Here is a 21,371-nt window from a genome sequence, read left to right as displayed (position 1 = left end):
TTTCAATCCGCATAGTTTTCTATTTATCTAGTGTCCTGTTATTTATGAGTGCTGATGAAATCAAGATTCTCTTTAACTTTCGCAGTTTTCGCTTTAACTCCTACTGGATCGTTTGATCACTCGCTGAGCATTTTCGCGATGGTTGCCGGGTACAGCTTGTGCTCGGTTTCGTGAATGCGTGCTTCCAGTGTCTCGATCGTGTCATCGTCCTCGACCGGGACTGCCGCTTGGGCAATGATCGGTCCGGTATCCATGCCTTCGTCAACGTAATGGATCGTGATGCCGGTCATTTTGACACCTTTGTTAAACGCTTGACCAATGGCATCGAGTCCGGTAAAAGACGGAAGCAAGGATGGATGAATGTTAATAATCCGATGCGGGTAGGCTTCAAGCATGACTTTGCCGAGAATCCGCATATAGCCGGCGAGAAAGATATAAGCAACCTCATGGGCACGGCAAGCATCCGCGATCACCTGCTCAAATGCTGCTTTCGACGGGTAATCATTTCGGGAGACAACCAGCGTGTCAATCCCTGCTCTTGCGGCACGATCAATGACCGCAGCGTTCGGCTGATCGCAGACAACCAATTCGATTGTTGCCGGAATCTGCCCCGAGTGAATGGCATCGTTGATCGCTGTGAAATTGGTTCCATGACCGGATGCGAAAACGGCTAGTTTATGCTTCATCGACATTCACCAGCGTCAATTCTTGACCTTCGAGAACTTTTCCGACGACTGCAGCTGAGGACTCTCCAGCTGCTTTTAAAACCTCAATCGCTTTTTCGGCATCCTCTTGGGCAACCGCCAAAATCAAACCAAGTCCCATGTTAAACGTATGGTACATATCATCCAGCTGCAGATTACCGAGCTGTTTCAACCAGTCAAATACAGCCGGGCGTTTCCATGAAGAAACATCCAGTTCCGCAGTTAATCCTTCCGGGAACATGCGCGGAACGTTTTCGTAAAAACCACCACCGGTGATGTGCGCGATCCCGTGCACGTCCACCGATTTCAGCAATTCCAGCACCGGTTTCACGTAAATTTTTGTCGGCCTCAGCAGGACTTCCCCGATCGTTTTATCTGGCTCCGGTGTATAGGTGTCGCTGTAGGCAAGCCCAGCATCGGCAACAAGTTTGCGGACAAGCGAGAAACCGTTGCTGTGAATACCGCTTGAAGCGAGTCCGATCAGAACGTCACCCGTCTTCACCTGATCGGGCTTGATCATTTTAGACTTTTCAACGGCACCGACCGAAAATCCGGCAATATCATAATCATTTTCATCATACATCCCCGGCATTTCCGCGGTTTCACCGCCGATTAGGGCGCAACCCGCTTGCGTGCAGCCTTCAGCGATCCCCTTGACGATTGCTTCCGCCTTCTCCGGCTTCAGCGCTGAACAGGCAAGATAGTCTAGAAAATAGACCGGTTCGGCCCCTTGGGTGATGATATCATTCACGCACATCGCCACGGCGTCGATGCCGACCGTATCGTGGCGGTCGGTTGCGATGGCGATCATCAATTTGGTGCCGACACCATCTGTTCCCGATACAAGCACCGGTTCTTTCAAATTCAATTGAGACAAATCAATTGCACCGCCGAAGCCGCCCAATCCGCCCATGACTTCAGGGCGGAAGGTACGCTGCACGTGCTTTTTGATGCGTCCCACCGTTTCATAACCGGCTTCAATGTTCACGCCGGCTTTTTTGTATGCATTCGCCATGATGCCCTCCTCAGACAAGCAGTTCTTTTTCGTGCGGCAGAACCGTATCCGGATAGATTTCTGTCGGATACTTGCCGGTGAAGCAGGCCATACACTGCCCGCAGTTCTTCATTGCCGGATCGCGTCCGATTGCTTTCTGCATCCCTTCAACACTCAGGTAGACGAGCGAATCGGCGCCGATCATTTCACGAATGTCTTCAACAGAATGCGTCGAAGCGATCAATTCTGACGATGTTGAGGTGTCGATTCCATAGAAGCAAGGGTGTGTGATCGGCGGCGAGCTGATGCGTACATGAACTTCGGTTGCGCCCGCATCGCGCAACATGCCGACAATCCGGCGGCTGGTTGTCCCGCGGACAATCGAATCGTCGACCATAACCACGCGTTTGCCCTCAACAATCGCCCGAACTGCGGAAAGCTTCATTTTAACCCCTTGCTCGCGCAATTCCTGAGATGGCTGAATGAACGTGCGGCCGACATAACGGTTCTTAATCATGCCCAGTTCGTAAGGAATGCCTGTTGCTTCTGCATAACCGATGGCGGCTGAGATACTCGAATCTGGAACACCGGTGACCACATCGGCTTCAACCGGAGCTTCTTGCGCAAGCATGCGACCGAGGTTCTTCCGTGCGGCATGGACATTAATGCCCTGAATATTGCTGTCGGGCCGTGAGAAGTAAATGTATTCCATGCTGCAGATTGCCGGTTCGGTTCGTGTCGTAAAGAAGTCCGAGTGAAGGCCTTCATTGTCGATCACAATAATTTCCCCCGGCTTCACATCGCGCACATATTTTGCACCGATTAAATCAAAGGCGCAAGTCTCTGAAGCGACGACCCAAGCATCGCCAAGCTTTCCAAGCGAGAGCGGACGCAGGCCATGCGGATCAAGCGCAGCGATCATTTGATGCTCGGTCAGCATCGTCAGTGCATAGGCACCTTTGATGATCGAAAGTGCATGCTTGACACTTTCGAGAAAATTATCGGCATAATCGCGTTTAATTAAGTGCGCGATGACTTCAGTATCGGAAGTCGTCTGAAAAATACTGCCGCGCTCTTCCAGCTCGCCTTTCAACTTATGCGCATTGACGAGGTTCCCGTTGTGAGCCACGGACAAGGAATCTTTCTGCGAACGAAAAACAAGCGGCTGCACGTTGGCGTAGATGTTACCGCCCTGCGTCGAATAGCGGACATGCCCAATTGCGGCGAATCCCTTATCCAGCGCATCCAGCGTTTCATTATCAAAAACATCATTGACGAGCCCTAGCCCTTTATGATCGTAAAGCGCTTTACCATCGGTACTTGCAATACCGGCGCCTTCCTGACCACGGTGTTGCATGCTGTGCAGGCCATAATAAGCCAGTTTGGCTGCTTTCTCATGACCCCAAATACCAAAGACGGCACATTCTTCATTCAGTTCTTTGCCGACATAATGCATGACAGAGCCCCTCTCCATTCGTTTTCAAGTTCATTTCGATTCAGAGTAATGGTTGACGATGCAAAGGCTAAGTTCAGATTTTCGCTGCGCGTCACGCTGCCGACGAGCACGGCATCATCAATGAGCGCTTCAAAATCGTTCTTAGCAGCTTCAGGGACTGTAATTAAATAGCGAGACTGTGTTTCTGAGAAAAGTTCAACATCCGGATCTGTAGCAAAGCGAAGGTCGCAGCCGAATGCTGTGCCGAATACCGATTCCGCAAGTGCTGCTGCAAGTCCGCCTTCTGAAACATCATGGGCGGAAGCAACATAACCGGCTTTGATCGCTCCAAGCACTTTTTCCTGTCGGCTTTTTTCCAGATCAAGATCAAGTGCAGGCGCTTTTCCACTGGCTTCGCCGTCCGTCATGATTTGCAACGCGCTGCCGCCGAATTCGGGCTTCGCTTCGCCGATGACGTACACCGCGTCGCCTTCATTTTTGAAAGGAGCGGTCATCACATGATCCAAATCTTCAACGAGACCGACCATCCCAACAACTGGTGTCGGGTCGATGGCGCCGCGGTCCGTTTCATTGTACAAGGAAACGTTGCCGCTGATGACCGGCGTATTCAAGTATTCACAGGCTTTGGCCATCCCTTTAACCGATTCATCGATCTCCCAGAACACTTCCGGATTTTCCGGGCTGCCGAAGTTCAGGCAGTCGGTGATCGCAAGCGGACGTCCGCCTGAGCAGACGATGTTGCGTGCTGCTTCGGCCACGGCAATTTTGCCGCCAACGTTGGGATCAAGCGCAAGATACTTTGCATTGCAATCGGTCGTCATCGCTAAGCCCTTCTTCGTACCACGCACGCGAACGACTGCCGCGTCCGAACCCGGGGCAACAACCGTGTTCGTTTGTACCATGTAATCATATTGGCGTGTCACCCATTCTTTCGACGCAAGGGTTGGCTGACCAAGTAATTTTTTAATCGTAGCTGCGTAGTCCACAACTTGCGGCTTCCAGGCAGGCGTATTCTGATTGGCCGTATAACTTGCCGGAACCTTGGATGGCATATGACGAACAGGGGCCGACGCTAGTGAATCTGAAGGCACGTTGGCAACAATCTTGCCTTTGTGTTCCAGACGAAGCACTTCTTCTTCGATCACTTCGCCAACAGCCACAGCATGCAGTCCCCAGCGAGCGAAGATCTGCTTGATTTCTTCCTCGCTGCCTTTCTTAATGACGATCAGCATCCGTTCCTGAGACTCGGAGAGCATCATTTCATAAGGCGTCATTTCCGTTTCACGCTGCGGAATCAAGTCGAGATTCATGTGAATGCCAACGCCAGCTTTTGCGGCCATTTCACTTGCAGAAGAAACAAGTCCTGCCGCGCCCATATCTTGAATACCAACAAGGGCTTCATGTTTGGTCAGTTCAAGGCAAGCTTCAACCAGCAGTTTTTCCATGAATGGGTCGCCGACCTGAACGGCTGAACGCTTTTCATCGGATTTTTCAGAGAGCTCTTCGGAAGCAAACGTCGCACCGTTAATGCCGTCACGTCCGGTGCTTGCACCAACATACATCACGGTGTTGCCGATTCCGCGCGCCTGTCCGACTTGAATGTCGTCGTGACTCATAATACCGATGCACATCGCATTGACAAGCGGATTGCCATTGTAGCACGGATCGAATTGCAGCTCGCCGCCAACCGTCGGGATGCCGATGCAGTTGCCGTAGCCGGCAATCCCGCTGACGACCTCTTCAAAGATGTAGCGGACCCGAGAACTCTCCAATTCCCCAAAACGGAGCGAATCGAGCAGAGCCACCGGGCGTGCACCCATCGAGAACACGTCGCGGATGATGCCGCCAACACCGGTTGCAGCGCCTTGGTAGGGCTCGATTGCTGAAGGGTGATTGTGGCTTTCAATTTTAAACACAACCGCTTGACGGTCGCCAATGTCGACAATGCCGGCACCTTCACCGGGTCCTTGAAGAACGTGTTCACCGGTCGTTGGAAAATATTTCAGTACCGGTTTCGATGTCTTGTAGCTGCAGTGTTCCGACCACATCACGGCAAATAACCCGGTTTCTGTGTAATTCGGTTTGCGGCCGAGCAAATCGATAACCTTTTGGTATTCCTCTTCAGTCAGACCCATTGTCCGGTATACTTTTTCTTGTTCAATCTGCTCTGGTGTCGGTTCAAGATGTGTAAGCGGCATGTGTGGATTCCCTCCAATGTTTTAAAATCGACTGGAATAGGCGCAGACCGTCCTCGCTTCCAAGCAAGGCGTCTGCCGCGCGTTCCGGATGCGGCATCATGCCGAGCACGTTGCCGGTTTCATTGATGATGCCGGCGATATCGGCTCTTGAACCGTTTGGATTTTCGCCAGAGTAAGTAAATACGATCCGGTTCTGGTCTTCGAGTTCTTGAAGCGTTGCGTCATCGCAGTAGTAATTGCCTTCGCCGTGAGCAATTGGAATGCGAATGATTTCGTTTTGGTCATATTGGCTTGAAAATTGTGTTTGATTATTTTTAACTTGGAGATTGACCGTCTCACAAATAAATTTCAGGTTTTTATTCTTCAGCATTGCGCCCGGGAGCAATCCGGATTCAAGCAGAATCTGAAAGCCGTTGCAGACGCCAAGTACCGGCTTGCCTTCTTGCGCTGCCTTGACAACAGCCGGCATAATTCCGGCAAAGCGTGCAATAGCGCCGGAACGCAAGTAATCGCCATAGGAGAAGCCGCCCGGAATCATGACTGCGTCATAGCCGTCAAGGGAGGTTTCCGCATGCCACACATAGTCGACTTCTTCGCCTAGTCCGTCTTTGATCGCATAGTACATGTCTTGATCGCAGTTGGAGCCGGGGAAAACAATGACCGCGGTTTTCACGAATGAACCTCCTCCTCAATTTCATAGCGATAATTTTCAATAACGGTATTGGCGAGCAGCTTATCACAAATCGTATCCACTTCTTCAGCGACATTAGCCGAGTCATCGAGCTGCAATTCAATATATTTGCCGATGCGCACGTCCTGAACATTCTTGTAGTCCATGTTGTGCAGTGACTGCATAACCGCCTGACCTTGAGGATCAAGCACGCTTTCTTTCAATGTAATGAATACCTTCACCTTTTTCATTTGACATCCTCCAAGCGCTTTAGAAGTTTTTCATAGGTTTCCGGAAGATCGGCGATATTTCGGCGGAACACGTCTTTATCCAGCTTTTCATGCGTTTCTTTATCCCACAGGCGGCAGCTGTCCGGTGAAATTTCATCAGCCAGTACAATCGCGCCTGTTTCCTTTAGTTTGCCAAATTCCAGCTTAAAGTCGACAAGCAGAATGCCTGCTTCTGCAAAAAAGTTTTGCAGCGCGTCATTGATACTCAATGCTAGGCGACGAATTTCAACAAGTTCATCCTTCGTTGCGATTTCCATTGCCAGCGCATGGTCGCTGTTGATCATCGGATCGCCGAGTTCATCGCTTTTATAGTAAAATTCAATGATCGTGCGTCCGAGTGACTCGCCTTCATCGATGCCGAGCCGTTTGGAAAGGCTGCCGGCAACGACATTTCGAACAACAACTTCAATTGGAATAATGTTGACTGCTTTGACCAGCTGTTCATTCTCAGAAATCGTGTCTACGTAATGCGTCGGAACACCGTTTTTTTGCAGCATCTTGAAGATCTTCGTGCAAATGGCATTATTCAGGCGACCTTTGCCGTCAAACGACGCCTTTTTTTGACCGTTGAATGCGGTTGCGTCATTCTTGTAGAAAACCCGCAGGACATTCGGATCATCCGTTGTGAACATTTGTTTGGCTTTTCCTTCATATAAAAGCTGAGTCATGTTATTTTCCCCTTTTCGCTTTTCGTACGGATCCCTGCTTGGATCAGTCGTTCAAACCTAAACGTTCAAAGATGAAGTCAACATTTTTCAGGTGATAGGTTGCGTCAAAACACGCATCAATCTCTGCTTGCGACAGTTGGCCAGTAATCCGTGTATCGGCTTCCACGATTTGCTTAAACGGTGTTTCCGTCTCCCATGATTTCATCGCATTCGGCTGCACAATGTCATAGGCTGCTTCGCGGCTCATCCCTTTTTCAATCAATGCCAGCAGGACATGCTGCGAGAAGATCAAGCCAAAGGTGCGTTTCATGTTCCGTTTCATGTTTTCCGGGAAAACGGTCAGCTTTTCCAGAATGTTGGAGAAGCGATTCAGCATGTAGTCGAGCCCAATCGTTGCGTCCGGCAGGATGATGCGTTCTGCTGAGGAGTGAGAGATGTCGCGTTCATGCCAAAGCGGCACATCATCATAGGCAGTCGTCATGTAGCCGCGAATCACGCGAGCAAGTCCGCACATATTTTCTGAACCGATCGGGTTGCGTTTGTGCGGCATTGCCGACGAACCTTTTTGCCCTTTAGCGAAATACTCTTCAACTTCGCGCACTTCCGAACGTTGCAGGCCGCGGACTTCAACCGCGAATTTTTCAATCGAAGTCGCAATTAAGGCAAGAACGGACATGTAATGGGCATGGCGGTCACGCTGCAGTACCTGTGTTGAGATCGGCGCCGGTTTGATGCCGAGATGTTCGCACACATACGTTTCAACACGCGGGTCAATGTTCGCATAAGTGCCGACCGCACCGGACAGCTTGCCGAATTGTACTTCGTCCGCAGCACGTTTGAAACGGACGAGGTTGCGTTTCATTTCTTCATACCACAAAGCCATGACCAGACCAAATGTTGTCGGTTCCGCGTGGACGCCGTGCGTACGCCCCATCATAACCGTGTTCTTGTATTTTTTCGCTTTCTGACGAATCACTTCAATGAAGTGTTCGATATCTTTTAAAAGAATGTCGTTTGCTTGCTTGAGCAAGTAGCCTTGAGCCGTATCCACAACATCCGTTGAAGTTAAGCCATAGTGCACCCATTTCTTTTCTGCGCCAAGCGATTCAGAAACCGTTCGCGTGAAGGCAACAACATCATGACGCGTCTGCTGTTCGATTTCATGAATGCGTTCCACGGTAAATGTTGCGTTCTTTCTCAGCTTTTCAACGTCTTCTTTTGGAATTTCTCCGAGCTCGGACCAGCCTGCACAGGCAAGTATTTCTACTTCAAGCCATGCCCGATACCTGTTTTCTTCCGTCCAAATTGCGCCCATTTCCGGCCGCGTGTAGCGATCAATCATGAATGCCTACCTACTTCCTGTTCAATTTTCCATATCCCTATTTGTTCTGCTTTCTCTATTGCTTCATCCACCGTATCGCCGAGAATGGTGAGATGCCCCATCTTGCGACCGGTTTTCGCCGCATCTTTTCCATAGAGGTGAAGATGAGCGGAGGATAATTCACTGATTTTGTCTAAAACCGGCTGAACATGCTGGCCGAGAATGTTAACCATGATGACCGGTTTGAGCAACTGCGCGCTAGCAAGTGGTAACCCGCAAATCGCGCGGATATGCTGCTCAAATTGCGATGTCTCACAAGCATTAATTGAAAAATGCCCCGAGTTGTGCGGACGAGGCGCCGTCTCATTAACGTACACCCTGCCGTCCGTGCCGACAAACATTTCGACGGCAAGCGTGCCGACGAGATGAAGGGCTTCCGCAAGCCGGAGCGCATGTTGCGTCGCTTCTTCGCGGAGGTTATCGGATATTCTCGCCGGCACAAGGGTATGATGCAGGATATTATGACGATGTATATTCTCAGCAACCGGAAAAACCGAGGTTTCGCCGGTGGTGCTGCGTGCAACAATAACAGAGATTTCTTTTTCAAATGGAAGCCATTTCTCAAGTTCAAAAGGGGTTTTGCCAATGTAAGGCAGTGCTTCTTCTAAATCGGCTTTCGACTTTAAGACATATTGTCCCTTGCCGTCATAACCACCTTGGGTTGTTTTCAGAACCGATGGAAAACCGATTGTATCGATCGCTTCTTCTAATTCCTTGGTATTACGAACCGGCATGTAGGGGGCAACCGGTAAGCCTGCGCTTTGGATTGCCGCTTTCTCATTCAGCCTGTCCTTGGTTATTTCAAGCAAGTGGCCGCCTTGCGGAAGATAACTGTTCTCCTGCAGGTAGTCCACTGTCTTGACGTCGACATTTTCAAATTCATAGGTAACGACATCGGCGACGTCAGCCATTTTTTTGGCGGCATCCGGGTCGTCATAATCAGCGGTGATGACGCTGCCCGCAACTTGCGCGCAGGGACAATCTTCAACCGGGTCGAGAACAGCGATGCGATAGCCCATTTGTTTGGCGCTGATCGCCATCATTCGTCCTAATTGTCCGCCGCCGAGAATACCAATGGTTTGTCCCGGCAGGATTGTTTTCTGATTCATTCCAGCTCACTCCCTTTTGCTTTATCAGCAAGAGATTCCCGATAAGCTTCGAGCCGATTCTTCAGGTTTTCATCAAAGGCGGAGAGGATTTGCGCGGCAAGCAGTCCGGCATTTTTCGCGCCTGAATCACCGATTGCAACCGTTGCAACCGGAATACCGGCCGGCATCTGAACAATGGACATTAACGAATCTATCCCGTTCAACGCCCGTGATTTAACCGGAACGCCGATGACCGGCAAGGTCGTTTTCGCTGCGGTCATGCCCGGCAAATGAGCTGCTCCGCCTGCACCGGCGATGATCACTTTCAATCCGCGTTCGCGCGCCGACGCTGCATATTCAAACATGAGATCAGGTGTGCGGTGCGCGGAGATCACTTTTTTTTCATAAGGAATATCCATCGCATCCAAAATGTCGCACGCGTTCTTCATTGTTTCCCAATCCGAACTGCTTCCCATAATCACGCCTACTACTGCTTGACTCACCATACTGCCTCCCAATAAATTCTGTTCAAAAAGTCAGGTGAAAGCGACAGCTCTTGCATGTTGCCGATCCTTCGCGACACAATTGAACCTAGTCAAAATCCAGACAATAAAAAGCCCAGAACAGCTGTTTTCCTGTACATGAAGAGAAAACAACCGTCTGGTCTCAGGCCGCGGGCAGCGGTCAAAACAAAACGTTACCATTTTCCCTTCATAGTCCGGCAATTTACGGTCGCCAGGTAGAAACAGTTGGGCCAAATTCCCAAAAATATATGAGGGTTCGTTTTTCATTTTCGACACTCTCATCATATCAGCACTATTCGCCGGATGTCAACCGGAATTATCGAACATTAAACAAGGGAAATGAATTTATTGTTCGCCTTTTCAAGGCATGCGTTTGCCCTCTAAGATACATTGTCGGCCAATACATTCAGGACCTGATGGAGTTTCGCGAAAGACTGGTTTCTCGATTCTTCTCACCGGCAGGTAGCCTTCCCGCTTCATTCGATCAAGGCATTGTGCCAAGCTCTCATGATCACCGACTGTAAACTGCTTTTTCAAAAAGAGGCTGTCCGAATGCTTTTCTTTGCGTTTGCGCATATTTTTCACCGCTTTGCTATGATCATTCATCACGTGCGCGCTTAAAAATTCACTGTCTTCAGTATACCAAGAGCTCGCAAGTTTCGACAGCAATCGGTCGCACGTATTTAGTGAAAATAAAAAGCGAGCGCTACCACACCTAAAGCAATGAGCGTCAATCCAACAACCCCGGTCACAGAATGGATAACATAGCTCGGAATCCGATCTAAGATTTTTCCTTCAATCGTCATCGCAATGCTTACTGATTCATCTTTCCCCTGTTCATGTTCAGCATCTTTGAGTAAAACATCTGCTTTTTTCCTCATAATAGCGTTCAGAAAAAAACTTGCACTCAGCACGAACAGACCAATGAGCCATAAAAGGATGGCAAGCAGAATCGCAGCCATGAGCAACACGTCCTTTATCTAAGGTTATGTTTAGCATGTGTAAGCTGCTGATTCGCTATGCAGTACTCATCATCAACACTTTGACCGGATGATGCGTGATGAAGACCGGATTACTCATCATAAAGACCGAATTATGCGCCACAACGACCGGATTCCAGGCAGAGAAACGTAAAAAAGCCCTCTCCAGTATTAGTGGAGAAGGCTCGATGCGCGCTTCGTTAAATCAGCGCGAAGAAAACGATAAAGACAAAGAACAAGAAATAAACAATTGGATGAATTTCTTTTGCACGTCCGGCAGCAACCATTGTAATCGGATAGATAATGAAGCCGAGTGCGATGCCGTCAGAAATACTGTAGGTCAGCGGCATACCGATCACGGTCAGGAATGCCGGTACAGCAATTTCAAATTCATCCCAAGGAATCTGTTTCAATGCGCTTGCCATCAGGACACCAACAATGATCAGCGCCGGTGCCGTTACTTGCGGAGTAACAACGGCCAGAAGCGGCGAGAACAACATACCAAACAGGAACAGAATCCCCGTTACTACCGCTGTGAATCCGGAACGTCCGCCGACAGCAATACCGGTTGATGATTCAATGTATGCAGAAGTCGGTGAGGTACCCAATACAGAACCCGCAAGCATTGAGGTTGAGTCGGCAAGCAATGCTTGACCGACACGCGGCATTTTATTATTTTTCATGAAGCCTGCTTGTTCAGCAAGTCCGATCAGCGTTCCGGCCGTATCGAAGAATGTGACAAGCAAGAAGGTCAGAACAACAATCGCCAGCTGCATCGTGTTAATATCCGGAACATGCGTGATTGCTTGGCCGAATGTCGGTGCAAGACTTGGCGCAGGCGAGATGATCTGCGACGGCAGTGGGATCAATTTAAAGACAATCCCTGCGATCGAAGTCAGAACCATACCGATAAAAATTGCTCCCGGGACTTTGCGAACCATTAGAATAACCGTAACGATCAAACCGAAGATGGTCAGCCATGTTGTGCCGACGTTCAGCGGACCAAAAGCAACCGTTGTCGCCTTGTCGGCAACAATCAGACCGCCTTCATGAAGGCCGATGAATGCGATAAACAAGCCGATACCTGCAGCCATTGCAAGCTTCAAACTTTGCGGAATCGCATCAATAATAATCTCACGCAGTTTGAAAACCGTAATCAGAACAAAGATGATCGAAGCGATGAATACGCCGGCAAGCGCGGTTTGCCACGGAATCTTCATGCCGATGCAGACGGAATAAGCGAAGAATGCGTTCACGCCAAGCCCCGGTGCAATGGCAATCGGATACTTGGCAACAATCCCCATGATTAAGCAGCCTAGCGCGCTGGCAATGGCCGTTGCTGTAAATACCGCACCCTTGTCCATTCCAGAAGCACCAAGAACACTTGGATTGACAAATAGTATGTACGCCATTGAAATAAAAGTCGTTAAACCAGCAAGTGTTTCACGACGCAGCGTTGTGTTCAACTCGGAAAAATGAAAATAGCGAGATAACCAATTTTCGTTCACAATAATCCCCCTTAATGCTGTATTGTTGTCCTGAACCGACGTTCGTATTCTTCAATGCGCAGCCTTTTCCGTATCAAGGTCATAAGATCATAAGAAAATAAAAAAGCTTCAAGACTATTGAAGCAAAAGAATGAATGCAGAAAACCACACCCATTGAACAATCGATCCAACGTCTGGAACAAAACAAAACTATCTTTAACAGTGTTCATTATATCAGCATGGTTGTTCGCACGTCAACGAAATAACGAACACTTGGCATAATTATTATCCAAACGTTCGGAAATTGCCGATTTCTCTTAATGGTTCATGCGCGTTTCGCGCAGGTCACGAACGAACACTCACTCAGCGCACTGTTTGAACGCGCTGCCTACAAATCTGTCCCGCTATCTGCACCCCAAGTATGCAGCTGCGGGTGATCAATCGTCCACTGCTGTTTCTTCGGCCATTCCGATGCAGCCTGCTTGGTTATATAGTTGTCGGAGAGTCCACTTACAAGCCAATGTTTTTGGGTGGTGTCATAGATGAGGCGGAACGTGACGCCCCGGTTATAGGAAGCATCCTTCTGCGCTTTGCCTTTTTTTAATGTATAGCCGAATTTATAGGAAACAACCGTGTCCACGGAGACATTCCACTGATTCCCGTAATGTGTGATCGACAAACTGTTCGGATCGGCAAGCATGCCCAAATAAGCCGATTGTATGCCGAGCAGCTGATCTTTAAGTGCAGCGAATTCCCGTAGGCGGAGTGCAGACTGGGCCTTCGCGAACGTCACCGTTGCCGAGGGCAGCTTTTGCGGTGCATATTCCGAGGTCTCCCAATCCGATACTTCTGCATTGAACTGATTGATTCGGTCAAAGACTGCTTTTTGCAGCGGTTTGGCATGAGCCATCCACGCTTCGGAGTCAACGTGAAGCGACACATCCTGATCCCAAACTGAAATTTTTGCATGCTTTATAAATATGCCTAGATCATTGGTTAATTGCTGCTTTATTTTATAATTGCCTGGAAGAATCGGTCCATAACGGTTGCCCTTTCTAAGGATTCCGTGCTCCGAAGTAGTGAGCGCAAGCACTTCTCCTTCGCGCAGTCCGGACGTGGTGATTGATTGCGGTTCTACTTCTATTTTGTACTTTTTAAAGAAAAGGAACTGCTTGCCATCCTCAGAAAGCTGCAAGGCACCCTCTCCATCCGTTTTCTTTGCCGCTGCCTGTTCGGTCAGGCTTTGCGTCACTTGACGCGCCGCGCTTTTATTTGAATGCAAATAATCGAGCAGCGCCTGAGCGGATGCCTTTGTGATCGGCGCATTCTTATCCCCCGTTATGAGAAGCGGCTTCAACGCTGCCGCATCCTTTTCATCCACCGCCTGCTTGAAATCCTCAACCACATTTTTTGGAGATGTCTTGGTCCAGCCGATTCCGGCTGAAATCAAAAGTGCGAAGAATACCACACTGCTGCCTATGATGATCTTGATCCGTTTGTTCCACTCCATCGCCCTCACGTCTCCTCCCCTATTTTCTCATTCTATGCAGTTTTGGGCTGATCCAAGCCGTCTTTCACTTAAATTTTTCCCAGTCATTTGAAACGTCCCTTCATTCAAAAAATGAATGAGCAGCAGCAATCGAATGATTGCGCACTCGCCCTTGTTTCACCGATCCGTCGTTAGGTCAAAAAGGACAAACGGATCGATTCTATTTATCCGATTCATGACATAGAACTGACCGTAGACTTTTGTGAAGATTTTATGACAGGGGGTCGATGATCATTAAACGCAAGCTTCTTTTCATCCTCGGACTCGCGTTGCTTCTCGTCATTGCCGGGTGCGGCGGATCAGGTTCCAAAAAAGAAGAGGGCAAGACCAGTGTCGCCACATTGAAGGTCAAAAGCGGTGAATTCATTACGATGAACAGCCAGGAAAATACGGATGACAGCGCACTTCTCGCTTTGCAGATCAGCATCACCAACAACTCAGACAAATCGCTCGACCTCTTGAGCGATGACTTCTCGCTTTATGATTCAAACGATGAGAAGGTATCGGTCGATGAAGCCATTTACGACGCGCCTGATGACTTCAAAATGCTGAATACAGATGGTTTGGCAAAAGGGAAAACGGTAACCGGATACCTCCCGTTCCGGGTTGCGAAAAACAAGTCCTATGAGCTGCATTATCAGCCGAGCGTCTATGAGGACAGCAAACAGGCGGATGAAATTGTCGTGAAAATCAATACGAAAAATTATAAAGATCATAGCGGGGAAGCAAAAGATGCGCTGGATGCATACGTACAAACCGTTTTCTTTGCGAAAGACGTCAGTAACTATTCAAAATGGGTTGCAAACGACGCTGCCAAAGAAAAACAACGCTTGAAAGAACTCTTTATTAAGAATATGGGCAGCACGCTGGATGATCAGCTTTCCAATCAGCAAAAAAATCAAATTTACACCGATTTTATTGCGGCAAATCGTGAGAAAGGCAGCGTTACTTTGAAAGTCAACACCGCTTTTCCAAATTCGGCGGTTGTCGAAGTCACGCCCAAAGTCTTGTATCTTGATGATATGTACGATGAGGTTCAAGATCTGAAGGATCAATTTATCGATGACAACCGCGGCGCATATTCCGATTACAATGCTGCGATGAAAGGCTGGTACGCATACGTTGCCAAAAATTTTGGCGAAGTTTTCAAAAACAACGAAGCGCGTACCTCAGACAATGCTTACAAAATCAACCTGAAGAAGCAAGGCGATAAATGGGCCGTTGATTCAGAAAAGCGTAGCAACAACTATGACTATGAAGACCTTCTCAGCGAAATGACCGGCGGATATTAATGAAGCGATTTGCAGCACGACCAGAAACCGGATTGCGCAAACGATCCGGTTTCTGAATACGAAGCATATGGACAACATCGATTGCCAATCGCTGCCTTGAGCAAAAATTGCCCCATCCCGTCTACTTCCACGCGATCTCCTCAATCAATCGATTCAAATTGAGCGCTTCTTAATCAAAATTCCGAATGGCCGGTACAAACAAAATAAGTGCAGCAGCACCTACACTCAAACTGCTCATCAAGGTTATCGCTCCAATTCCGCCAAGCACGCCAGCCAGCCAACCGGTAACGAAATAACCGATCGGTAAAAGCGCAAAAGATCCGACCATATCAATGCTAGCAACACGTCCAAAGACCTCAGGGGAAACGAGTTCCTGCATACTTGTCTCCCATATTAAACCGAAAATCATGACCCCTGCCCCTTCTACGATCATGAATAAAACAAACAAGAATGAATGGTGCGCAAAAGGCATTAGCCATAGCGCGAGTCCTGCAATTAGAACGCCACTATAACCGATCATGCCACGATGCCGCCATTGTTTTCGCATGCCGAACAAGAATGCTGCTGCAATAGAGCCGAACGCTGCTCCTGACATGGTTAACCCATACATATAATTGGGTAAATGCGCATGGACTTTGATCAGCCATGGCACGAGCACCGTAATCATACCGGATAAGCAGATATTGGCAAAGCTGAAAAAGACAATCGTTACCCATAGCCATGTATTCTTTTTAATAACTTGAATCCCTGCAAAACATTCATGAACAAACGTTTCCTTCCGGGTCTTCGTTTTTTCAACACTGCCCGCTTGGGCTAAAAACATGAGGCAAAAAAATGAGAGAAAAAATGTGCATGCGTCAATGCCGAAGCCAAGTGTAGCCGATGCAAAACTGACGATCAGCCCACCAATCGACGGTCCGATAAGACGCAGCAACTGTTCACTGAATTGGTTGAGCGCATTGGCTGCGTTGCGAATATCCGGGACAAATAGCCTTGCTCTCATCGCCGCAAAAGCGGGTTGAAAAAGGCCGTTCATTAAGCCCATCCCAGCCATAATCACGATTAAAACCGGAAGGGACAATCGTCCGAGTATGCCGAGCGTCATTAAACCCATCATGAGCAGAAACCGAATCAGATCTGCAATCTGCATGATTCTTATGCGATTGAAACGATCGACAATGACCCCGGATACCGGAAGGATTAAAACCACCGGAATCATATAGGCTGCCATGATCGTTCCCATTGCCATTGGGGAATCGGTCAGTTCATAAACGAATAAGGGTAAAATCACATTGGTAATCGCGGATCCGAACGTTGACAGAGCGTTGCCGATCCATAAACTGCGAAACGCTTTGGATACCGCCAATGGTCTAAAAAATTCCGGGTATTTTTGTTTCTTTATCAATTGGTTTTGAGGCATAGGATCACATCCAGAATAATATTGTTATACGTACAAAAATATTTGCACGTTAATCCAAAAAAAATACTTACTGATCTTGCGTAGGAAAGAATGAGAGGCTGGTATAAAACGTTTTCGTCTTTTCTTGTGTGCTTCGGTTGCTTTTGCTCTGCATATACGTATAAATAGCTTTAATTTTTTGCTCGACAACTTTTGCTTCATGATCCGTTAGACGTGCTTGAAAAGGAATAAATAGAAATTTACGCGCCTGAAGATCAGAACGTGCGATATTCTTGCGCAGCGCTTCCAATGCGCAAAATGCATTTTCCTTAAGCACATTATCCAAATCGGGAACAGTCTCCCCGTTGAGTAGCGATGCAACCTTCTCTAACGAAATGTTTTCAGCAATTGGCTGATAAAACTTTTGCTGGATCCCGTTCTTTAGCTCCGTTCTCACAACTCTGATTAATCCGACACGTTCCAATTCTGTTAAGTGATAACGCACTTTGGAAGGCGCCATATGTAATTCTTCCGAAAGGATTTTCCCTGTCTTCTCATGATCCGATAAGGACCATATGATTTTAACCCTTAACGGATCGCTAAGCACTTTTAGCTGATCAAGATTAGAGAGATAAAAAACATCCTCCATTTTCATTCGCCCTCCTTGATCCCAACGCGCAATTTTTTTTGCACGTTCAATAAAATTATAATACGTAATGTGTATGAAAAATGCAACTTGTTTTTTTGATTGGGAAAGATGATAAAAACATTTTTCTTTTCAAAAGCATGGGCGAAACTTCAGTTGACCCGATCATCCGTTTTCCTAGCTATGAATGGTCTTATCCCACGACCACGAGGATTAATCCCCAAAGGCATTTGACTGCTCCCCCACGAAAGCCCGCTTTTTCATTTAAGGAAGCGGGAGCGGGTTTTCGTGTCTAAAAAGGTAAAGTGTAGAATGAATCGACAAGATTAAATAGAAACAGGAAAGCGGACCTTTTCGGGGGACTGCTTTCCTGTTTTCTTTCACTTTTTCGCATACACATTTTACCACGTTAAAGCATATATGCTTTACATCGCGTCATTTACAGCAGCGCAAGGATTCGATACACTAGCTGTGGGATTTTCAAATGTATGAATAAAGAAAAAAGGATTTCGAAACGACTAAGGATGATCATCACTCGAAAAATAGATGGAGGTTGAACGACGATGAAGCTATTCATGTATGGTGTTCAGGCCCATGAAAAGGAAATCATCCGCGCGTGGGCAGATGCGCATGCCATTGACATTGAAACAACCGCAGATTTTCTCTCGGAAAAAACGGTGGATCGAGCCAAAGGTTATGACGGTATCTGCATCCAGCAGCCGGTTCCATTAGGCGCTGCAAAGCTCTATGCCGCACTAAAAAGCTATGGCATCAAGCAGATTGCGACACGAACAGCAGGCTACGATATGATTGATCTTCAAGAAGCAGAAAGAAATGAATTGATCGTCACCAATGTCCCGGCCTATTCGCCGTATGCAGTGGCAGAACTCGCCGTCACCCAAGCGATGCAGCTCGTGCGTCATGTCTCGCAATTCCAAAAAAGGATCGCGGACAACGATTTTCGTTGGGACGGTTTAATGTCCCGGGAAATACGCTCAATGACTGTCGGCATCGTCGGTACCGGCCGCATTGGCGTGACAGCTGCTCAGCTCTTTAAAGGGCTCGGTGCTAAAATCATTGGTTTCGACCAGTATCCGAACGACCGCTTAAAGGATTTAATTGAGTATCGTTCGTCACTCGAAGAGGTACTCAAAGAAGCGGACATCGTATCGCTGCACACCCCGCTCTTTGATTCGACGCGCCATATGATCAATGCGCGCACGCTTAAATTAATGAAAAAAAGTGCTTATCTGATCAACATTGCACGCGGCGCACTCATTGATACCGAAGCCTTGATCGATGCACTGGAAAGCGGCGAAATTGCCGGTGCAGCACTGGATACCTTTGAAAATGAGACGGTCATCAACAAGAAATTAAGCGGACAATCGCTTAATGATCCGCTTTTAGAAAAACTGATCGCCATGGACCAAGTGCTCTTAACCCCGCATGTCGGCTTTTTCACCGAAACGGCAATACGCAACATCGTTGACGGCGCATTAAACAGTGTCCTTGAGGTTTTGCAAACCGGGACCAGCAAAAACCGTGTGAAGCCGGCTGTCACTCAATAAGTTTTTGAGAAAAACGAGGCTAAGTGTGATCCATAAACAGGGTTGAATACACTCCCGCTTGCTCGCTTGCCGCGGGCGGATGAGCCAAATAGCAACACGCAGAAAAGGGCCATGACCCTTCACAGTCATGACCCTTTTTCTTTATTCAGAATCGCTTTTCAGCAAGCCGCGCAAGCTCATTTTCAGCATAGCCAAGAATTGATTAATGATGGGTTTTAGCTCTTCAACCGTTGAATCAGGATGGGTTTGCGAGTACGCCATCGCGCGTGTCATATAGTAAGTGTAATGCGACTCGAACACTGCCTGAAGAACATCAGCATCAACATCTTCTTTAAGATCCAGATTAGTCACGATTTTTTTAAAAAACTTCGGTGCAACAGATGTGAGTTCCCTTAGCAACCGTGTCATTTTATCGGAAAGCTCTTTTGGCGGACGTGTAAACGCCGCCATCAGCATCTGATAAACATCCGGGTAGTCATGGAAGAATTGAAATTCCAAGGTACAGTAGTGCTTGAGCTTTTCGATCAAGTCGCCATCAAAGTTCCACTGCGTATAGTTGAGCTCTGTTTCCGATATCTCGAGTGCGTAGTTGACACTCGCTTCAAAAAGCTTTTCTTTCGATTCATAATAGTGAAAGATCAACCCTTTTGAGACCATTGAGGCTTTTGCGATCTGATTCGTCGATGCACGGTCGAATCCTTTAACCGCAAACTCGTGAATGGCCGCGGTCAAAATGGCTTTTTCTTTCGATTCCTCCATTTATACGTTCAAATCCTTCCTTCGGTAGATCCAGAACGTGAGCAATCCCGCCACAACAATCACAACAAGATCGATCACAATATAATTCCACTCAATCCCGCTTTTAAAGATCGTGCTCGGCAGCGCGGCGTCAACAGGTGAAGCGTAGAGCAACCCTTTGAAATCATTATTCATTTTTCCGACAACGCCAAGGATAAACGTAAGAAAAACAAGACCAAGAGACAGCGATGTCGCCGATTTATTCGAAGACAAAAAGGCGGAGAGCAGAAAGCCAACCGATAAAAAGGTCAAGCCCATCACCCATCCGGCAAAAGTCAGCTGTGTAAATCCGTCAAAGAGATCGGAGACCGAAGCTCCCGTTTCCTTAAACATCAAGCAGACAAGATAAGCGATCGCCATCGATACTAACCAGTATAAAGTATAGAGAACTGTGTTGGCGAGCATTTTTTCACCCACAATAGCGATCCGTGAAATCGGCTGGGAGAACAGATAGCTGATCGTTCCTTCCGATTCTTCGCGCGACAGTGCATTGGTGCCCAGCATCGCAGCAAAAATTCCGGTTGCAAGCATCACGTATTGGTACTCATAGCCAAAATAGCCTTTTATCGTGGTCAGCATGCCCAAATCAGACAGGTTGAATGCTTTCATCATATCCTTAGGCATCGCTTTCATCTGGTCAAGCCCCATATCCTTCATTGCCGGGAATAAGGAAACGAGGCCTAATGTCAAAATACCGACGACAATCATCCAAATGAGCAGTGTTTTGCAATGCGTTTTGCATTCCAGTCGAAAAAGTGTCATAACCGTTCACCCTCCTGACGTTCGTACATCGCCATAAATTGTTCTTCCAAATCACGATTTGCAACCGTCACATCGTCAAGCTGCGGAGACAAATTGGATAACGTCGAAAAAAGTTGTGCCATATTGCCTTCATACGCAAAGCGTGCTTCGTGATCTGTTTTTTTCACGCATGTTGCGCCGATCTTTTCCATCACGGCAATCGGAAGCTGGTCGGCTTTTACTGTAATGACCTTTACGTTTTGGTTAACCTGGGTCAGATCCTCGACCCCGATCAGCTTACCGCTGCGGATAAAGGCGATCCTCGAGCAGTAATCCTCAACTTCTTTTAGATTGTGGCTCGACAGGAAAATGGTGACACCCTGTTCCTGCTTTTCTTTGAGCACTCGGAACAAGCGTGCATGGATCAGTGGGTCAAGTCCGTTCGTCGGTTCATCCATAATGATCAATTCCGGATGATGGATCAATGCGCAAACGAGCGCTACTTTTTTCTTATTGCCCAGCGACAGATCGCCGAATTTCTTCTGTGGATCAATTTGGAAAAGATCACAATACCGTTTCAGCTCGGCCGAATCGCCTTTCATGTGGTGAAAATCCAGCGTGTAGCAGAACAAATCGCGCACGCGGAGCTGCGGATAGAAACGTACATCGCTCGGCACATAGCCGATTTGTTTCTTCACATCCAAATCATGCTCCGGCACATTTTTTCCCAGCAGTTTAATTTTACCGCCACTGCTTTTAATAAAATTCAGCATCATATTCATCGTTGTTGATTTCCCCGCACCATTCGGTCCGATAAATCCAAAAAATTCCCCTTTTTCTACCGTGAACGAAACATCATTCACGGCGACAAACTTGCCAAACCGTTTGCTGATATGACTCAGTTCAATAACCGGCATGTTTGTGTACCTCCCTTTTAG

21 protein-coding genes and 1 riboswitch are annotated in these 21,371 nt (G+C 47.8%); of the genes, 2 read left to right on the top strand and 19 right to left on the bottom strand.

The features are described 5' to 3' along the window. Positions 1-116 precede the first annotated feature (116 nt). The 14 genes from purN to AA84_RS0106970 form a co-directional block, all read right to left on the bottom strand. Positions 117-686: a phosphoribosylglycinamide formyltransferase gene (gene purN, locus AA84_RS0107035; protein ID WP_028976611.1), complete on the bottom strand. Its 570-nt coding sequence runs from the start codon at positions 684-686 to the stop codon at positions 117-119. Further along, positions 676-1,719, bottom strand: a complete 1,044-nt coding sequence (purM, locus tag AA84_RS0107030; protein ID WP_028976610.1) for a phosphoribosylformylglycinamidine cyclo-ligase — start codon at positions 1,717-1,719, stop codon at positions 676-678. The genes purN and purM overlap by 11 nt, the downstream gene beginning before the upstream one ends. A 10-nt stretch (positions 1,720-1,729) precedes the next feature. Continuing rightward, positions 1,730-3,154 carry an amidophosphoribosyltransferase gene (gene purF / locus AA84_RS0107025; RefSeq protein WP_010024442.1) on the bottom strand — a complete coding sequence of 475 codons (1,425 nt, stop codon included), beginning with the start codon at positions 3,152-3,154 and terminating at the stop codon, positions 1,730-1,732. Then, complete coding sequence (purL, locus tag AA84_RS0107020; protein WP_028976609.1) at positions 3,130-5,352, bottom strand: phosphoribosylformylglycinamidine synthase subunit PurL; 2,223 nt, start codon at positions 5,350-5,352, stop codon at positions 3,130-3,132. The genes purF and purL overlap by 25 nt, the downstream gene beginning before the upstream one ends. After that, the gene (gene purQ, locus AA84_RS0107015) at positions 5,333-6,025 is read right to left on the bottom strand and encodes a phosphoribosylformylglycinamidine synthase subunit PurQ (RefSeq protein WP_028976608.1); all 693 of its coding nucleotides are present in this window, start codon (positions 6,023-6,025) and stop codon (positions 5,333-5,335) included. The genes purL and purQ overlap by 20 nt, the downstream gene beginning before the upstream one ends. Beyond that, positions 6,022-6,273, bottom strand: a complete 252-nt coding sequence (purS, locus tag AA84_RS0107010) for a phosphoribosylformylglycinamidine synthase subunit PurS (RefSeq protein WP_010024447.1) — start codon at positions 6,271-6,273, stop codon at positions 6,022-6,024. The genes purQ and purS overlap by 4 nt, the downstream gene beginning before the upstream one ends. Then, positions 6,270-6,980: a phosphoribosylaminoimidazolesuccinocarboxamide synthase gene (gene purC, locus AA84_RS0107005; protein ID WP_028976607.1), complete on the bottom strand. Its 711-nt coding sequence runs from the start codon at positions 6,978-6,980 to the stop codon at positions 6,270-6,272. Before purC ends, purS begins: the two co-directional genes overlap by 4 nt. A 43-nt stretch (positions 6,981-7,023) precedes the next feature. Continuing rightward, on the bottom strand, positions 7,024-8,322 hold the full coding sequence (gene purB, locus AA84_RS0107000; RefSeq protein ID WP_010024449.1) for an adenylosuccinate lyase: 1,299 nt from the start codon (positions 8,320-8,322) through the stop codon (positions 7,024-7,026). After that, the gene (gene purK, locus AA84_RS0106995; protein WP_028976606.1) at positions 8,319-9,470 is read right to left on the bottom strand and encodes a 5-(carboxyamino)imidazole ribonucleotide synthase; all 1,152 of its coding nucleotides are present in this window, start codon (positions 9,468-9,470) and stop codon (positions 8,319-8,321) included. Before purK ends, purB begins: the two co-directional genes overlap by 4 nt. Further along, positions 9,467-9,955, bottom strand: a complete 489-nt coding sequence (gene purE / locus AA84_RS0106990; protein ID WP_010024451.1) for a 5-(carboxyamino)imidazole ribonucleotide mutase — start codon at positions 9,953-9,955, stop codon at positions 9,467-9,469. The genes purK and purE overlap by 4 nt, the downstream gene beginning before the upstream one ends. Before the next feature lie 188 nt (positions 9,956-10,143). Then, positions 10,144-10,245, bottom strand: a riboswitch (purine riboswitch). Between the two features lie 88 nt (positions 10,246-10,333). Further along, positions 10,334-10,510, bottom strand: a complete 177-nt coding sequence (locus AA84_RS17370; protein ID WP_081791739.1) for an NETI motif-containing protein — start codon at positions 10,508-10,510, stop codon at positions 10,334-10,336. A gap of 146 nt (positions 10,511-10,656) precedes the next feature. Then, positions 10,657-10,935: a hypothetical protein gene (locus AA84_RS0106980; protein ID WP_028976604.1), complete on the bottom strand. Its 279-nt coding sequence runs from the start codon at positions 10,933-10,935 to the stop codon at positions 10,657-10,659. A gap of 218 nt (positions 10,936-11,153) precedes the next feature. Beyond that, entirely contained in the window at positions 11,154-12,461 is a 1,308-nt protein-coding gene (locus AA84_RS0106975) for an NCS2 family permease (RefSeq protein WP_028976603.1), read from the bottom strand. Positions 12,462-12,828: 367 nt separating this feature from the next. Next, the gene (locus AA84_RS0106970; RefSeq protein WP_028976602.1) at positions 12,829-13,950 is read right to left on the bottom strand and encodes a TcaA second domain-containing protein; all 1,122 of its coding nucleotides are present in this window, start codon (positions 13,948-13,950) and stop codon (positions 12,829-12,831) included. A 266-nt stretch (positions 13,951-14,216) separates the two neighbouring features. Between AA84_RS0106970 and AA84_RS0106965 the strand changes: the two genes are divergently transcribed. Continuing rightward, complete coding sequence (locus tag AA84_RS0106965; protein WP_028976601.1) at positions 14,217-15,281, top strand: DUF5105 domain-containing protein; 1,065 nt, start codon at positions 14,217-14,219, stop codon at positions 15,279-15,281. Between the two features lie 169 nt (positions 15,282-15,450). On the opposite strand, the gene AA84_RS0106955 is transcribed toward AA84_RS0106965, so the two are convergent. Continuing rightward, complete coding sequence (locus AA84_RS0106955) at positions 15,451-16,701, bottom strand: MFS transporter (RefSeq protein ID WP_051577860.1); 1,251 nt, start codon at positions 16,699-16,701, stop codon at positions 15,451-15,453. A 67-nt stretch (positions 16,702-16,768) separates the two neighbouring features. Then, a complete protein-coding gene (locus AA84_RS0106950) occupies positions 16,769-17,329 on the bottom strand; it encodes an ArsR/SmtB family transcription factor (RefSeq protein WP_028976599.1) in 561 nt (186 codons plus the stop codon). A gap of 560 nt (positions 17,330-17,889) precedes the next feature. Here AA84_RS0106950 and AA84_RS0106945 point away from each other — a divergent pair. Continuing rightward, a complete protein-coding gene (locus AA84_RS0106945) occupies positions 17,890-18,894 on the top strand; it encodes a D-2-hydroxyacid dehydrogenase (protein ID WP_028976598.1) in 1,005 nt (334 codons plus the stop codon). Positions 18,895-19,035: 141 nt separating this feature from the next. On the opposite strand, the gene AA84_RS0106940 is transcribed toward AA84_RS0106945, so the two are convergent. From AA84_RS0106940 to AA84_RS0106930, 3 genes are read right to left on the bottom strand one after another with little or no spacing between them, the layout of a single operon-like run. Continuing rightward, the gene (locus AA84_RS0106940; RefSeq protein WP_028976597.1) at positions 19,036-19,653 is read right to left on the bottom strand and encodes a TetR/AcrR family transcriptional regulator; all 618 of its coding nucleotides are present in this window, start codon (positions 19,651-19,653) and stop codon (positions 19,036-19,038) included. Continuing rightward, positions 19,654-20,454: an ABC transporter permease subunit gene (locus AA84_RS0106935; protein ID WP_028976596.1), complete on the bottom strand. Its 801-nt coding sequence runs from the start codon at positions 20,452-20,454 to the stop codon at positions 19,654-19,656. It abuts the gene before it with no gap. Further along, entirely contained in the window at positions 20,451-21,350 is a 900-nt protein-coding gene (locus AA84_RS0106930) for an ABC transporter ATP-binding protein (RefSeq protein ID WP_028976595.1), read from the bottom strand. The genes AA84_RS0106935 and AA84_RS0106930 overlap by 4 nt, the downstream gene beginning before the upstream one ends. Between the last annotated feature and the right edge of the window lie 21 nt (positions 21,351-21,371).

It is taken from the genome of Sporolactobacillus terrae DSM 11697 (genome assembly GCF_000648615.1).
GTDB classification, from domain to species: domain Bacteria; phylum Bacillota; class Bacilli; order Bacillales; family Sporolactobacillaceae; genus Sporolactobacillus; species Sporolactobacillus terrae.
This window is presented reverse-complemented; position numbering and strand designations above follow the sequence as displayed.